The organism is Pseudomonas sp. Z4-20 (assembly GCF_051131955.1).
Taxonomy (GTDB): Bacteria; Pseudomonadota; Gammaproteobacteria; order Pseudomonadales; family Pseudomonadaceae; genus Aquipseudomonas; species Aquipseudomonas marvdashtae.
The window spans coordinates 3,126,550-3,139,847 of record NZ_CP071641.1; the positions used below are offsets into that span (position 1 = coordinate 3,126,550).

Annotated in this window: 15 protein-coding genes; 4 read left to right on the forward strand and 11 right to left on the reverse strand. The window is 64.3% G+C overall.

Annotated features, from left to right (window positions below; all coding sequences use genetic code 11):
* Positions 1–3 precede the first annotated feature (3 nt).
* Genes gspF through gspG form a run of 7 tightly spaced genes read right to left on the reverse strand, consistent with a single transcriptional unit; the run spans position 4 to position 8,171 of the window.
* Positions 4–1,215 carry a type II secretion system inner membrane protein GspF gene (gene gspF, locus J3P82_RS14105; RefSeq protein WP_434557388.1) on the reverse strand — a complete coding sequence of 404 codons (1,212 nt, stop codon included), beginning with the start codon at positions 1,213–1,215 and terminating at the stop codon, positions 4–6.
* Entirely contained in the window at positions 1,215–2,657 is a 1,443-nt protein-coding gene (gene gspE, locus J3P82_RS14110) for a type II secretion system ATPase GspE (RefSeq protein ID WP_434557389.1), read from the reverse strand. Before gspE ends, gspF begins: the two co-directional genes overlap by 1 nt.
* The gene (gspD, locus tag J3P82_RS14115) at positions 2,654–5,038 is read right to left on the reverse strand and encodes a type II secretion system secretin GspD (protein WP_434557390.1); all 2,385 of its coding nucleotides are present in this window, start codon (positions 5,036–5,038) and stop codon (positions 2,654–2,656) included. The genes gspE and gspD overlap by 4 nt, the downstream gene beginning before the upstream one ends.
* Positions 5,035–5,589: a type II secretion system protein GspM gene (gene gspM / locus J3P82_RS14120; protein ID WP_434557391.1), complete on the reverse strand. Its 555-nt coding sequence runs from the start codon at positions 5,587–5,589 to the stop codon at positions 5,035–5,037. Before gspM ends, gspD begins: the two co-directional genes overlap by 4 nt.
* Positions 5,582–6,754 carry a type II secretion system protein GspL gene (gene gspL / locus J3P82_RS14125; RefSeq protein WP_434557392.1) on the reverse strand — a complete coding sequence of 391 codons (1,173 nt, stop codon included), beginning with the start codon at positions 6,752–6,754 and terminating at the stop codon, positions 5,582–5,584. Before gspL ends, gspM begins: the two co-directional genes overlap by 8 nt.
* Positions 6,751–7,734, reverse strand: a complete 984-nt coding sequence (gene gspK, locus J3P82_RS14130) for a type II secretion system minor pseudopilin GspK (RefSeq protein ID WP_434563829.1) — start codon at positions 7,732–7,734, stop codon at positions 6,751–6,753. Before gspK ends, gspL begins: the two co-directional genes overlap by 4 nt.
* Complete coding sequence (gene gspG / locus J3P82_RS14135) at positions 7,722–8,171, reverse strand: type II secretion system major pseudopilin GspG (RefSeq protein WP_186610013.1); 450 nt, start codon at positions 8,169–8,171, stop codon at positions 7,722–7,724. Before gspG ends, gspK begins: the two co-directional genes overlap by 13 nt.
* 173 nt (positions 8,172–8,344) lie before the next feature.
* On the opposite strand from gspG, the gene gspI reads away from it, so the two are divergent.
* Complete coding sequence (gene gspI, locus J3P82_RS14140) at positions 8,345–8,725, forward strand: type II secretion system minor pseudopilin GspI (RefSeq protein WP_434557393.1); 381 nt, start codon at positions 8,345–8,347, stop codon at positions 8,723–8,725.
* A gap of 1 nt (position 8,726) precedes the next feature.
* Here gspI and J3P82_RS14145 read toward each other — a convergent pair whose 3' ends face one another.
* Positions 8,727–9,155 carry a type II secretion system protein N gene (locus J3P82_RS14145; RefSeq protein WP_434557394.1) on the reverse strand — a complete coding sequence of 143 codons (429 nt, stop codon included), beginning with the start codon at positions 9,153–9,155 and terminating at the stop codon, positions 8,727–8,729.
* Between the two features lie 93 nt (positions 9,156–9,248).
* On the opposite strand from J3P82_RS14145, the gene gspH reads away from it, so the two are divergent.
* Together gspH and J3P82_RS14155 are read left to right on the forward strand one after the other, a co-directional pair.
* Positions 9,249–9,707 (forward strand): type II secretion system minor pseudopilin GspH, encoded by a 459-nt coding sequence (gene gspH / locus J3P82_RS14150; RefSeq protein ID WP_434557395.1) that lies wholly within the window; start codon positions 9,249–9,251, stop codon positions 9,705–9,707.
* Positions 9,707–10,318 (forward strand): PulJ/GspJ family protein, encoded by a 612-nt coding sequence (locus J3P82_RS14155; RefSeq protein WP_434557396.1) that lies wholly within the window; start codon positions 9,707–9,709, stop codon positions 10,316–10,318. The genes gspH and J3P82_RS14155 overlap by 1 nt, the downstream gene beginning before the upstream one ends.
* A gap of 16 nt (positions 10,319–10,334) precedes the next feature.
* Here the strand turns inward: J3P82_RS14155 and J3P82_RS14160 are convergent, their stop codons facing one another.
* Genes J3P82_RS14160 through J3P82_RS14170 form a run of 3 tightly spaced genes read right to left on the reverse strand, consistent with a single transcriptional unit; the run spans position 10,335 to position 12,412 of the window.
* The gene (locus tag J3P82_RS14160; protein WP_434557397.1) at positions 10,335–11,291 is read right to left on the reverse strand and encodes a FecR family protein; all 957 of its coding nucleotides are present in this window, start codon (positions 11,289–11,291) and stop codon (positions 10,335–10,337) included.
* 54 nt (positions 11,292–11,345) lie between these two features.
* Complete coding sequence (locus J3P82_RS14165) at positions 11,346–11,891, reverse strand: RNA polymerase sigma factor (protein ID WP_434557398.1); 546 nt, start codon at positions 11,889–11,891, stop codon at positions 11,346–11,348.
* A 17-nt stretch (positions 11,892–11,908) separates the two neighbouring features.
* Positions 11,909–12,412: a secretin and TonB N-terminal domain-containing protein gene (locus J3P82_RS14170; RefSeq protein ID WP_434557399.1), complete on the reverse strand. Its 504-nt coding sequence runs from the start codon at positions 12,410–12,412 to the stop codon at positions 11,909–11,911.
* A 367-nt stretch (positions 12,413–12,779) separates the two neighbouring features.
* On the opposite strand from J3P82_RS14170, the gene J3P82_RS14175 reads away from it, so the two are divergent.
* Positions 12,780–13,088, forward strand: coding sequence for a hypothetical protein (locus tag J3P82_RS14175; protein WP_186639264.1), 309 nt, complete (start codon positions 12,780–12,782; stop codon positions 13,086–13,088).
* The last annotated feature ends 210 nt before the right edge of the window (positions 13,089–13,298 follow it).

The following is a 13,298-nucleotide window of genomic DNA, read 5'->3' on the forward strand; positions in this document are numbered from 1 at the left end:
GTTTCATTGCACCAGCTGATTGATCTCGATGATCGGCAGCAGGACAGCCATGACGATAGTCAGCACGACGCCACCCATGATCACGATCATCAGCGGCTCCAACAGCGCCGTCATGCCCATGGCCCGCCGTTCGATGTCGCGGGACAGGGTTTGCGCGGCGCGCTCGAGCATGGGCGGCAAGTTACCGGTTTTTTCGCCGCTGGCGATCAGGTGGATCAGGATGGGCGGGAACACCTTGCCGACTCGCAGCGCGTTGGCAAGGCCCACGCCTTCGCGTACCCGCAGCGTCGCATCGGCCACGCAATGACCCAGGCGATCGTTGGCCAGCGTCTGCCCGGCGGCGTCCAGGGCGCGCAACAGCGGCACGCCGGCGCTGCCGAGAATCGCCAGGGTCGAGGCGAAACGCGCCGTGTTCACCCCGAGCACGAAGCGGCCAATCAGCGGAAGCCGCAACACCCGGCTATGCCAGGCCAGGCGTGCCTCGGCGTTACGCAAATAGCGACGCCACCCCCACCAGCAGCCGGCGAGTCCGGCGAAGCAGGCCCAGCCCCACGCGCGCAGGAAATCGCTGGCCTGCAGCATCACTCGGGTCAGGGTTGGCAGGTCCTGGCGCGCCTGGGAAAAGGCGCTGACCACCTGCGGCACCACGAAACCCAGCAGGAAAATCACGATGACGATGGAGACCACGCCCACCACCGCCGGGTAGATGAACGCCGTGAGGATCTTGCCTCGCAGGTTATTGCGTTCTTCGATGTAGTCGGCCAGGCGTTCCATCACCTGGGCAAGGTCGCCGGATTCTTCGCCAGCGGCAATCATCGCCCGGTAAATCTCGGGAAAATCCCGTGGTCGTGCGGCGAGCGCATCGGCCAGGCGCATGCCATTGCGCACGTCGCCACGCACCGCGCCCAGGGTCTCGGCGATGTGGCGCTTCTCGGCCTGGTCAACGGTTGCCGACAGGGCCGCTTCCAACGGCAAGCTGGCGCCCAGCAGGCTCGCCAATTGGCGGGTGGCCCAGGCTAGATCGCCGTCGGACAGCTTGGGGCTGAACATACCGGGCGCACTGGCGCTGTTGATTGCTTGCTGTTCATCGATGCGCAACGGCGTTAACCCACGGCCACGCAGTTCACCCATCGCACTGCGCTGGCTGTCGGCTTCCAGCACGCCTTGTTGGATTTTCCCGGAGGCATCGGCCGCCTCGAAACGGTAGCGATTCATCAGGCGTCCCGGGTCACGCGCAGGATTTCTTCGCGGGCGGTGGAGCCACTCGTCACCCACCGCTCGCCGTCCTCGCGCATGCTCGACATGCCGGCCTGCCGCGCACAAATGCGCAACGCCTGTTCGCCTTCACCCTGGTGGATCAGCCGGCGCACCTCGTCGTCCACCACGAACAACTCGTGGATGCCGGTACGACCGCTGTAGCCGGTGTGATTGCAGCGCGGGCAGCCGTGGGGACGCCATTGCCCCGGCATCGCCTCGTCAGGCTGCTTGCATTCCGGACACAAGCGCCGCACCAGGCGTTGCGCGAGGACGCCGAGCAGTGACGACGCCAACAGGAAGGGTTCCACGCCGATATCGGTCAGCCGGGTCACCGCCGACACGGCGTCGTTGGTGTGCAAAGTCGCCAAGACCAAGTGCCCGGTCAACGAGGCCTGGACTGCAATCTGGGCGGTTTCCTGATCGCGGATTTCGCCGATCATGATCACGTCCGGGTCCTGGCGCAGGATGGCGCGCAGGGCCAGGCCGAAGCTCATGTCGATCCGGCTGTTGACCTGGATCTGGCTGATGCCCGGCAAATCGTATTCCACCGGGTCTTCGACAGTGAGAATGTTGCTGGTACTGGCATCCAGACGGGCCAGGGCGGCATAGAGCGTGGTGGTCTTGCCGCTGCCGGTGGGGCCGGTGACGAGCACGATGCCGTGGGGTTGGCGGATCAGTTGGTCCAGTTGAGTGAGCACGGCGGGCGCCATGCCCAAGGTTTCCAGCTGTAACCGCCCGGCCTGTTTGTCCAGCAGACGCATCACCACGCGCTCGCCGTGGCCGGTGGGCACGGTGGACACCCGCACGTCGATGGGTCGTCCGGCGACACGCAGGGCGATGCGGCCGTCTTGGGGCAAGCGTTTCTCGGCGATATCCAACTGCGCCATGATCTTGATCCGCGACACCAGCGCCGCATGCAGGGCCTTGCGCGGGGCGACTACATCGCGCAAGGCGCCATCGACGCGGTAGCGCACCACGGAATGAGTTTCGAACGGCTCGATATGAATGTCGCTGGCTTCATCCCGCGCCGCCTGGGTCAGCAACGCGTTGATCATGCGGATCACCGGGGCGCCACCTTCGCTGTCCAGCAGGTCGGCGACTTCCGGGATGTCCTGCATCAGCCGGTCCAGGTCGACTTCATTTTCCGCCGCGCCGACGATCGCGGCGGCGCTGCCGGTATCGGCGTAGGCGCTGGTCAGCAGCGCTTCCAACTCATCGTCGCGTATGCGTTGCAAGGCGGTGAAGCCATAACGGCGACGGACTTCGTTGATGGCCCAGCCGGGCGTTGCGGCGCTGACCAGCAGCACATCGCCCTCCTCGCCAGCCTTGAGCAACAGCCGTTGGGCCTTGGCCCAGGCGTAGGGCAACGCGCCCTGGCGGGTTGGTTGCGCAGGGTTCATGGCTGCCTGCCTGTTTCCAGCGGCACGGCGCGGATGGCTGCGCGGGGCACCTGATTGAGCGGCGCTGGATTGCGTGACGGCACGTTGAGCGGCATCGCCTGCTCGGCGGGCGGCAACTGCGGCGCCTGCATATCGGTAAGCGGCCATTTGTGGGTTGGCTGCAGATTGCCTTGGGCGCGACGGATAAAGTCATAGCGATTGAGGGTAATACTGCGTCCGACATTGTTGTCGCGGATGATGTACGGGCGCAGGAATACCATCAGGTTGGTCTTGGTCCGCGAACGGCTGTCGCTGCGAAACAGCGCGCCGATACCGGGGATACTGCCCAGCCCCGGAATGGCATCGGAGCTCTCGGTGAAACCATCCTGGAGCAAGCCGCCCAGTACCATGATCTGCCCATCGTCCAGCAGGATGCTGGTGTCGATGGCGCGCTTGTTGGTCACCGTGCCGGCGTCGCTGGACGCGCGCGGGTCCACGCTGCTGACTTCCTGGTAGATGTCCAGCTTGACCGTGCCGCCTTCGGAGATCTGCGGACGCACGTTCAGGCGCAGGCCTACTTCCTCGCGTTCGATGGTCTGGAACGGGTTGTTGCTGTTGCCGCCGCCATTGGTCACATAGTTGCCCGTGACGAACGGGATGGTCTGGCCGACGAAAATGCTCGCCGCTTCGTTGTCCAGCGTCAGCAGATTGGGGGTGGACAGCACGTTGGTACCGCCCTTGCTCTTCAGCGCGCGGGCCAGCACTTTCAGATCCAACACTTGGCCGATGCCCGGAATATTCACGGTGCCCGAGACCTTGCCGATGCTCAGGCCACCGGGCAGCGCATCGATACTGTTCTTAGCTGATGTATTGATGCCGGCGCCGCCCAGGTTGGCGCCGCCGATCCAGCCATTGCCGGCAAGGTCGCCGGCCTGCCATTGGATGCCGAATGCGCTGGCATCGTCTTCACTGACTTCGACGATCAGGCTTTCGATCACCACCTGGGCTCGGCGCTGGTCGAGCAGGTCGATGACCTCCCGCAGGTTGCGATACAACGGGTCGGGGGCGGAAATCAGCAAAGTGTTGGTGGTGGTATCGGCCTGCACGGTGACGCCATTGGCGGAAAACGCCACCGCGCTTTCGCCGGACTGATGGCCGCTCTGGCCGCTTTGACCACTCGGCATTTGCAGACCGGCGCCCTGGCCGTTGCTGTTTTGCGAGCTGGCGCCGCTGCTCGAGGAACTGTTGCCGTTGCCAGCGCTACTGTTACCCGATTGGCCACCCAGGCCACCGCCACTTAACAGGGCTCGTGCGCCGTCAGTGGACGCACCGGCCATTTCCCCTTCACCGGTGAGCAGGCCGCGCAACGCCTGCGCCAACTTGTTGGCCTGGGCGTTGCGCAGGTACACCACGTGAAGATTGCTCGGGTTGTTCTGCGCGTTGTCGAGCTTGTAGATCAGCTGGCGGGCCAATTCGGTTCGCTCGGGGCTGCCGGTGCGCAGGATGATGCTGTTGGACCGTGGGTCGCCAATCACCGAGACCTTTTGCGTGGCATCGGCACCCTGCACGTCCAGCAACTCGGAGACCATCGTCGCGATGTCGACCGCAATCCCGTTCTGCACCGGCACCACATCGGTGTCGATGGCCCCGGGAATGTCGATGTTGGCGATGATCTGCGCCACGCGCCTGAGGTTTTCCGCGTAGTCGGTGACCACCACCGTGTTGTTGCCAGGGTAGGCATTGATGGGGTTGTTGGCCGACACGATAGGCCGCAGCACCGGAATCAGGTTGACCGCGTTTTCGTATTGCAGGCGGTAGGTTCGCGTGATCATGCCATTGCCCGCCGGGCGATCGGCGTCCCCCACCGGGCCGCCCAGCAACTTGGCATCGGCCTCCGGCACCACCTGACTGACGCCCTCCACTTCGACCACGGCAAAGCCTTGCATGCGCAGGGCCGCCAGCAGCATGTCGTAGGCGGTATGGGCCGGCACTTCGCCTTCGGACACCAGGGTCAGTTGGCCTTTTACGCGCGGGTCCACCAGGAACTGGCGACCGGTTGCCCGGGATAAAGCTCGCACCACGGCGGGAATGTCGGCCTCGACAAAATTCAACTGCACCGGCTGCTTGCCCAAGCCGTTGCCGGCCACCGCCGCAGCGTCGGCGGAAGAACGTGGGCTCGAGCGCAACGGTGCCTTGTTGACCTGCCGCTGCCGCTGCTCTTGCACCTGGGCCTGGGCTCGCTGGCGCTCCACCAGTGCATCGCCGCTGCCGGTCTGCGCCAGGGGCTGGCCGAGTTCGCTTTGCGCGGCAATGGGCTGTGGTTGCTCGCCGCCCCATTGGCTACAGGCACTGAGCAGCAGCGCCAAGGGAAATGTTGACGCGTACGTACCAAACCGCTTCATGAAGAGTCCTTAGCGCCTGGCGCCTGTTCCATGCCGACGACCCCGGAAATCCGCGCGGCCGTCTCAGTACTTTGCGTTGTTGCACGTTGCAAATGAGCGTCGCGCACCCGCAGGCCGAGCCTGGGTGCGTCGTCCAATAACCAGTTCAACACGGCGTCGGCCGGCGCGTTATCGAGTGTCAGCCGCCATGTCATGACCTCACCCTCGGCGTTGTTCTCCAGGCGGTAGGCGCCCGCGAGGCCGATGCCATCCAAACGCTCATGCAAAACCTGCGGGGTGATCGCGCCGGGCGGCACGCCGGCGCCTTGTACCTCGCCCAGCACCGATTCCAGCGCTGCCGCCTGGGAACGCAGGCGCGGCAGTTCGGCCTGCCAATGATCGATGCGTTGCAGCGGTGGCTGGATCAGGCCGTACCACAGCACCATCACCGGCAACACCACGGCGGCGACGCGCAAGATGCGTTTATCCCGGGCGCTGCTGCGTTGCCAGAACTGTTGTGCGCTGGCGCGCTGCGCCTGCCAGCGAGCGCGATAGCGGGCAAGGCTATTCATCCGCGGCCTCCGCGACGGACGTCGTCTTGGCGTCCGCTGGCAGACGCTTAAGGGTCCACTGCCCGTTGGCCAGGTCCGCTTGTATGCCGGCTTGCGCCAGGCTGGCTTGCCAACTGCTCTCGGCAGGGGGTTTACGGGCCGGCGCGCGCGGGGTCAGGTGCAACTCCGTGCCATCGAAGTCGAGCGTGTCGACGGCGCCCGCCATGAACGGCAATCGCCCAGCCGCCTGCTGCACCAGGACCGCGAAGCTGACCGGTCCTTCGGCCAGCGCCCCGTCGCGTCGCGCATCGCGTTGCTGACGCGCCTGTTGCAAGGGATTGAGGACCACCGGCAACTCGGGGAAAACCTGCTGCACCCGACTGACCATCTGTCTCTTGATGGCTTGGCCCTCATCGGCCAGCCGCATGGCGTACAGATTGAGGCCAAGGGTCCAGATCAACGCCGCCACCGCGCAACAGGCCACGGCGCGGCCCCAGCGCTGATTGCCCCGTGGGTTCTGCTCGATGCCGCTGAGCAAACTCCACGCGGGCACCGGACCGATCCAGCGCTGTTCTGCCGGCAATGGATCGACGCCTGCCAAGCCTTCTGGCCCCGCGCCGACCCAACGCACCGTCCTTTCGCGCAATTGCTCGAGCCCTTCTTCTATCAAGGGATGAACCCAGGCGCGCTGAAGGTCCTCGCGGACCAGCAAATGATCGTCCATCCGAGTTGCCGTGCACGCGCCGGCCTCGGCCAACGATAAAAAGCACGGCGCCGCGTACAGGCCGCGCGGCTGCAACTTGAGCGTTTGCAACAACTGCGAAAGACCCAGCAGGGCCGCCCGGTCAAACCAAGCCAATTGCACCTGGCCGCCCATGTCGCGAGGCCCGTGTACCAAGTGAACGGTGGCGTCGCTGCCCAGCAGTAGATTATCTGCCGCGCAACGCACCGCATCGCCCAGGCGCGCAGGTGGCAGCGGGGGCAGTTCGACGCAGGCCAGCAAGCTGTCCTGGGGATGCAAACAGAGCTCCAACGCCTGGCCTTGGGCCGCGCTGCTCAGCTCGCGCAAAGACTGTCGACCCTGCTTGACCAGCGCGCCCTTGCGGTCGAGCCAGGCACACTCCAACAGGCTGTCGGCGCTCAACTGCGCCAACGGCGCCAGGGCCACCCGCAGCAAGGCAATCATGCGCCCACCCGCGACCAGATCACTCGGGGCCGGTTCAGCTCACCGCGATAAAACAGCGCCTGGACGCTGAACTGGCGCTGCTCGACGGTGGATTGCCCGCGCAATAGAAACCACTCGCTGGTGATGCCCAGGCGCAGTTGCTCAGTGCTCATCTGCGGTACACGCAAGCGGTTGAGGTAATCCCCGCTGTTAATGAACCACTGGCCACGGTCGCGCTCGGCGATCAGCGCTTGCGCCTGGGCCACGCTCATGCCGGGCACCCGCGCGGCCAAGACTTGGGCGGTGGTGGTGTTGCCGTTCACCCAGGTGATCGCGGGCAGCACCGTGACAAAGGGGCGCAAGCGCTCAAGGGCGGCGGGGTCGATACCCGGCAAGCCGGCCAAGTCATCGAAGTGGCGCAACATAGGCCGGGTAGCGGGCAGCGGACGGCTGTCGGCGTCGGGTGACGTCAGGCGGCCGCTATCGAATTCCGTTCCCGCGCCGGTGCTTTGCGAAGCAGGTTGCAAGCGCCTGGGGTAGGCCTCGATCACGCGCTGAACGATGCGATTGGCCTGGGCCAGGGGCACGCCCAGTTCGGCGCAAAGGCGTTCGAACACAGCGGATTCCAGCGTGTCGAGCTGCCCGTCCAGGACCAGGTTACGCAGGTTGAATTTGCTCTGCTCATCGCTGATGCGACCGTCGAACACGCCGCTCTCAGAACCCAGGCGCACGCCGCGCAAGGGCTGCGCCCAGTCCTGGTCCAAACGCGTCATGGGTTCGCGCAGCCGTTGCTGCCACAGCGCCTGCCGGGTCCACTCCAGCACCCCATTGGACAGCCAGGCGCCGCGCACCCGCTGGCTTTCGCTTTCCACGCCGCGGGTCACCTGCGTCTGCCGGGCGATCATGCCGGCGGCAATCACCGCCACCACGGTCGCCACCAGCAAGGCGCTGATCACCGCCATGCCGCGCTGCGCTGAATGCCCCACGGCTAGAGCTGCCAGGAGCCGATATCAGCGTTGACGCCTTCACCGTCGGGCTGGCCATCGGCGCCGAGGGAAAACACATCAACCTCGCCGTTGGTGCCTGGATTGAGGTAATTGTAGGCACGACCCCAAGGGTCCTTGGGCAATCGCTCCAGGTAAGCGCGCCAATTGGCGCTGGTGGCGTTGGCGGGCTTTTGCGCCAAGGCCGCGAGGCCTTCGTTCATGGTCGGGTAGCGCCCTTGATCAAGGCGAAACAGCTTGAGCGCCTGCATCAGCCCGGCGACGTCCTGACGAGCCGCGGTGGCCCTGGCCTGGTCCGGCCGGTCGAGGACTTTGGGCACGACCATGGCGGCGAGAATCCCGAGGATGACCACCACGACCATGATTTCGATCAGGGTAAAACCTCGCTGCCGGCGAGGGCCTTGTGTGGGACGGTTAGACGACGCGACACCCATCTCGACACTCCTTGGCTGGCGCCTGGTTCGGCGCGGGTTGAGGTTTCCATTCGCTGCGGATTGTTCCAGTCGCATATGTCACTGGTATAAAAAATCCTCAGGAGCTTTGGTCAGCAATCCGTCAAGTGCGGGCATTAGGCTGAAGTCCATTTCCCCCGACGACGCTCATCACCATGACCAGACAGGTGCCCCGGCAACGCGGTTTTACCCTGATCGAAGTGTTGGTGGCGCTGCTGATCGTGGCGGTGGCGATGTCGGCGGCGGTACGCGCCAGTGGACAAATGAGCCAGAGCAACGCGCTACTGCGCGAGCGCTCGGTGGCGCTGTTGGCGGCGCAGAACAGCCTGGCCGAACTGCGTCTGCGCGGGGTGAAGAACAAGGACAGCGCCATGCAGCGCTGTGATCAAGGACGCTTGAAACTCAGTTGTGAACAGCGGGTGACCCGCAGCGGCGATCTGCTGAGGGTGCAGGTCCTGGTGCATGATCGCGAACAAGACGGGCCACCGCTGGCGCGCCTGGAAACGTTGTTCAGCCGTCCCAACGCCAAACCATGAATCAACGCAGCGACGGCAGCGCCACCGGCGCCGGCAGACGGGCTATCGGCAAACGCGATTCAGTGCCGGCACGGTCGATGACCACGGCGTCGCCTTCGATACCACGCAAGCGCACGCCCTCCCCCAACTGCTCCCCCGCCAGGAAGGCCCGGGGCGGCGCGTCATCGATACTGAGGACCGCTACCGCGCCATTCGGGCCGGCCAACAGGCCGCTGAGCTTGATCTCCAGGGTATGCGCCGAACTGGCAAACCACTGGGTCGCCTCCTGGCCGGTGGCGGCCGGCGGTGGCAAGGCTTCGCTGCTGGCCTGGGCTTGCACGGGCGCCGAATCGTTGAGCAAAAAACCCCATGTGACCAGCCCCGCCACGCTGGCAAGCACGGCGGCAGCTTGTACCAGGGTGGCTGGGTTCAGCCGATGGAAATGGCGCATGAGCGGATCCTCCGTGAATTCCAGTGAATCAGGCTACCCGTGCTTCCTCACGTTTTTATTGCAAATCCACCCCAGCTACAGGCGCAGCGCCTCATGAATAATTGGCGACACCGGCAACAAGGCTTCACGCTGATCGAACTGATGGTGGTGTTGGTGATCATCGGCATTGCCAGCGCCGCCATCAGCTTGAACATCCACGCCGACCCGGCGCGCGGCCTGCGTGAAGACGCCAAGCGCCTGGCCTTGCTGCTGGAGACCGCCCAGGCCGAAGCGCGCAGCGATGGCCGGCGCATCGCCTGGGTCGCTGACAGCCAGGGCTACCGTTTCGTGCGGCTGGATGTCGTCGACGCGCGGGATCGGGAGTTCATCAACGATCCGCAACTACGGCCAAGACGCTGGGATTCGGCGCCGGTGGAGGTGCGGATACGTCAGGGCAAAACCCTGGTGTTGGATGCCGAATGGATTGGCCCCCCTCTGCAAGTCACCTTGTCCAGCAACCAGGCCAGCGTATCGGTGACGCGCACCGCGACTGGCCGCATCGAGGTGCGTTGATGGACCGGCAAAAAGGCTTCACGCTGATTGAGGTGATGGTCGCCATTATGCTGATGACGATCGTCAGCCTGATCGCCTGGCGCGGGCTCGACGGCGTGACCCGCGCCGACGCTCACTTGCAGGACAGCGTCGAGCAACACGCGCAACTGATGCGTGCGCTCAACCAGTTGCAGCGAGACTTCGCCCTGCGCGCCACCACTGAGTTGGCCGAGCCAAAAGCCCCTGACGACCCGTCTGTCACCCGCCGCCCGGCGCCTGCGGCGATCAGCATTCGCAGCAGCGACAGCGACCCGTTGCAATTGGAACTGATACGCGCCACGGCGGCGCAGGACGGCAGCGTGCAGCGCGTGAAGTGGTGGGTCGACAACGGCACGTTGTTTCGCGCCGCCGGTGCCGCCCGGTCGCGCTACCCGTTGCCTGCGCCCAAGGAAGGTGTGGCGGTGCTCAGTGAACTGGAGCGCGTCGATGTGCGGGTATGGCGCGCGGATCGCGGCTGGAGCCATCTGACCGGCAGCAAGGAGGAAAATCCGGCCGGCCTGGAGATCAGCTTCAACCGCCGCACGGCGCAAGGCACCGAGCAGTACCGCCAGGTATTGGCGCCGCTTGAATGATATTCCATGGGCGGTTTTAGCTGACCAGCACGATGCCGCCCGGTAGCTCGGTGATCGAGGCGCCATAGGCATCGCGAATCAGCACGGCGACATTCGCCAATTGCGCAAGGCTAAAGCGCGCCTGCACCTTGCGCTGGCCCAGCTGCGCGTTCATCAACACAATCATCCCAGGGCGGTAGCGGTTGATTTCGTCGATCACGCTCGCCAGCGGTGCGTCGTTGAACACCAGCATCTGCTCCCGCCAAGCCATCACTTGCTGGGTGTCGAAGGCGCTGGGTTGGCCTTGGCGCTGCGCGGTATAGGTCAACTGCAAGCCTTGCACCAGGCTCACGCGACGTCCCTGGTGCTGGACCTGCACACTGCCTTCCAGGCACGTTACGCACACGCTGCCATCGATGGCCCGCACATTGAACCGCGCGCCATCGGCCAGCAGCTCGGCATTCCCGGCCAATACGCGCAAAGGCGTACGGGCCTGGACTTCCACTTCGCCGCTCAACACTTCGATGGCGGCATCGCCAGCGGCCACGATGCGCTGACTGATACGCGTCTGGGTATTGAGTTCAAGCACTACGCCCTGGACCAGGTCGACACGCCGTTGCTCACCCACGCCGGTATGAAAATCAGCCCCCATGGACCCGCCATCCAACAGCGCCGGACGCGCGACCAGCACCGCCACCGACGCGGCAATCGCCCCGCCGAGGAACGCTCGCCGGCCGAAACGTCGGGGATGATCGATGACCTTCGCCGCCTGTACGCCTTGGAGCATTTGCTCGGCAGGCGCCATGGCTTGCCACAACTGCCGGGCCTGGACAAACGCCCGGGCATGTTCGGCGCTCTGGGCGCTCCAGCGGCGAAAGGCCTCGGCATCAGCTTGGGTGGCGTGCCCGGAAGTCAGGCGCACCAGCCAGTGGAAGGCTTCCTCCCGGAGCTGGCCAGCCGTGGCGGTGACCGATTCAGATGCGCTAATGGACATGTTTTTCAAACGTGAAATGACTCGAGAAAGTACGCGCGACACGCGCTTCATGACCTAAGACTGTTTTCCCGCACCGGGACCGAACCGCTGGATCACTTTTCTTTCCAGGCGATCGGCACAATATTCCAGCGCAGCCTTGAGTTCCTTCTCGACCATCCGGGTGGAAATGCCAAAACGCTGGGCGATCTCCAGGTGCGGCGTTTGCTCCATCCGCGATGCCATCAATATTTGCCGACGCCTGGAGGAAAGTTCGGTCAGCGCCTGCATCAGCGCGCGAATTTCAATCTGACCGCCCACGATCACCGCCGGGTCCTGATGCTCGTCGACCGTTTGCATCAGCTCTTCGATTTCGATACCGGTGAGCAGTCGCGCGTCCTGTGCACGACGGTCAGCGGCGATATTGAGGGCCATGCGAAACAGGTAGGCGCCGGGTTTCTGCACATCCACCGGCTGTTCCATGCGGTCTACCCGCAGATAGGTTTCATGCAATACGTCGTTGGCCAGGTCATCGGAGCCCAGACGCCGACGCAGGCGCGCGCGAAACACATCATAGGAAGCCAGGAACACCTTGAGCATGGCGCTCTGCTCCTTTTCCGTCATGGCTTTACCGCTCCTTCCTATGGGTTGCATTCCATGCCTGCGGCAGCGGCGTCCGGCACCACCAGCACAGTCACCGGCTGCGGCAACGACGTCGGCGGTATCTGGCCGATATTCAATCGGCCCAGCGCCTCGATAATCGCCGCATCACGCTGGTCATTACCGGTGGAAGCCAGCAAGCGACTGTGCTGCACCTCGCCCAACGCGCCCACCCACACCTGCAACGCTGCGCGATAACGGCCCGGGCGAGTCACCACGGAACGACATAGCGCCTGCTCCAGCGCAGACTGCAAGGCGTTGGCAAAACTGTTCTCGCGCAGCCTGGGGTTGCCGTGGCGTGGCGACGTATCTGCCCGGCTGGCGACCTCGGCCCGTTTGACGGTAAATGCATCCGCGCCAGTGTACAGCGCCATCAGGCCAGTTCCGGCCAATAACTGCTCCAGCGCCTGGCGCGCATGCAAGCGCCCATTCACAGCCGTCGACCGTCGTCCATGCGTCAGCTGGCGATCAACCAGAATCGCCATTGCGCTGGTTCTGCTGTAAAGGTCCAGGGCAGCACTCAGCTCCTGAGCGGGAATTGCAAATTCGACAAAGCGATCCGCTCGGTGGTCAGCCTCACGAGGCGCAGGCGTGGCTGACCACGCATCCCTTTGCGGCATCAGCGCATGGAGCAAAAAAAACAGTACCGTGGGCGCGAGGCAGCACCTGCTCAGCGCTTCTCTTGACATAGACGGCTTCCGGCCCGAACGGCGTGTCGACGCCCTGCGTTGGCGCATCATGAGAGCTGTACATGTCGTTTGTGTGACGGTCGCTGCAAAAAAAACATCGCCATACACTGCGCGATTCCGAGGTAGATTGGATTCTTCTGCCGCCGCGAAAAGGAACCTCGTCATGGACTGTCGCGTATTCACGCCACTGTTTCTTATCCTTCCCTTGTGGGTGCAAGCCGCCGAGCCAGTGAATGAGGGATGCATCAATGTCGAGGTGAACGGCTACAAGGCACTGTCCTATGAATGCCTGAGCGAGCAGATGGCCAACCCGAAGGGCACGGCGGCAGCTCGCAAGAACCAGGAAGCGATGAACGTGCCGATCGACCAGCGCGCGCCGAACAAGCTGGGCCTGTACAACCAGTCCGCTACGCGAATTCGCATGGGAAACACCTTTGGCAACTCCGCCTTGCCGCAACGCCCGCCGCAGTAGCGTAATGCTGTTCAGTTGAACCGTGGCGAGGGAGCTTGCTCCCGCTCGGCTGCGCAGCAGTCGCAAAACCTGCCAACGCGATCCGTCTGGAATACCGCATTGCCCATTTGCGCTGCTTCACAGCCCAGCGGGAGCAAGCTCCCTCGCCACAGGTTTGTTGTACCTCTTAAATCAACAGCATTACGCCGCAGTAGCGAGCACATCGCCGAT

What these genes read in the sequence shown, in the direction of transcription:
- gspI (WP_434557393.1), top strand. Translation starts at nt 8,345, where the DNA reads ATGACCAGACAGGTGCCCCGGCAACGCGGTTTTACCCTGATCGAAGTG.
- gspE (WP_434557389.1), bottom strand. Translation starts at nt 2,657, where the DNA reads ATGAACCCTGCGCAACCAACCCGCCAGGGCGCGTTGCCCTACGCCTGG.
- gspD (WP_434557390.1), bottom strand. Translation starts at nt 5,038, where the DNA reads ATGAAGCGGTTTGGTACGTACGCGTCAACATTTCCCTTGGCGCTGCTG.
- gspF (WP_434557388.1), bottom strand. Translation starts at nt 1,215, where the DNA reads ATGAATCGCTACCGTTTCGAGGCGGCCGATGCCTCCGGGAAAATCCAA.
- J3P82_RS14160 (WP_434557397.1), bottom strand. Translation starts at nt 11,291, where the DNA reads ATGTCCATTAGCGCATCTGAATCGGTCACCGCCACGGCTGGCCAGCTC.
- J3P82_RS14155 (WP_434557396.1), top strand. Translation starts at nt 9,707, where the DNA reads ATGGACCGGCAAAAAGGCTTCACGCTGATTGAGGTGATGGTCGCCATT.
- J3P82_RS14175 (WP_186639264.1), top strand. Translation starts at nt 12,780, where the DNA reads ATGGACTGTCGCGTATTCACGCCACTGTTTCTTATCCTTCCCTTGTGG.
- J3P82_RS14145 (WP_434557394.1), bottom strand. Translation starts at nt 9,155, where the DNA reads ATGCGCCATTTCCATCGGCTGAACCCAGCCACCCTGGTACAAGCTGCC.
- gspG (WP_186610013.1), bottom strand. Translation starts at nt 8,171, where the DNA reads ATGGGTGTCGCGTCGTCTAACCGTCCCACACAAGGCCCTCGCCGGCAG.
- J3P82_RS14170 (WP_434557399.1), bottom strand. Translation starts at nt 12,412, where the DNA reads ATGGCGATTCTGGTTGATCGCCAGCTGACGCATGGACGACGGTCGACG.
- gspM (WP_434557391.1), bottom strand. Translation starts at nt 5,589, where the DNA reads ATGAATAGCCTTGCCCGCTATCGCGCTCGCTGGCAGGCGCAGCGCGCC.
- J3P82_RS14165 (WP_434557398.1), bottom strand. Translation starts at nt 11,891, where the DNA reads ATGACGGAAAAGGAGCAGAGCGCCATGCTCAAGGTGTTCCTGGCTTCC.
- gspH (WP_434557395.1), top strand. Translation starts at nt 9,249, where the DNA reads ATGAATAATTGGCGACACCGGCAACAAGGCTTCACGCTGATCGAACTG.
- gspL (WP_434557392.1), bottom strand. Translation starts at nt 6,754, where the DNA reads ATGATTGCCTTGCTGCGGGTGGCCCTGGCGCCGTTGGCGCAGTTGAGC.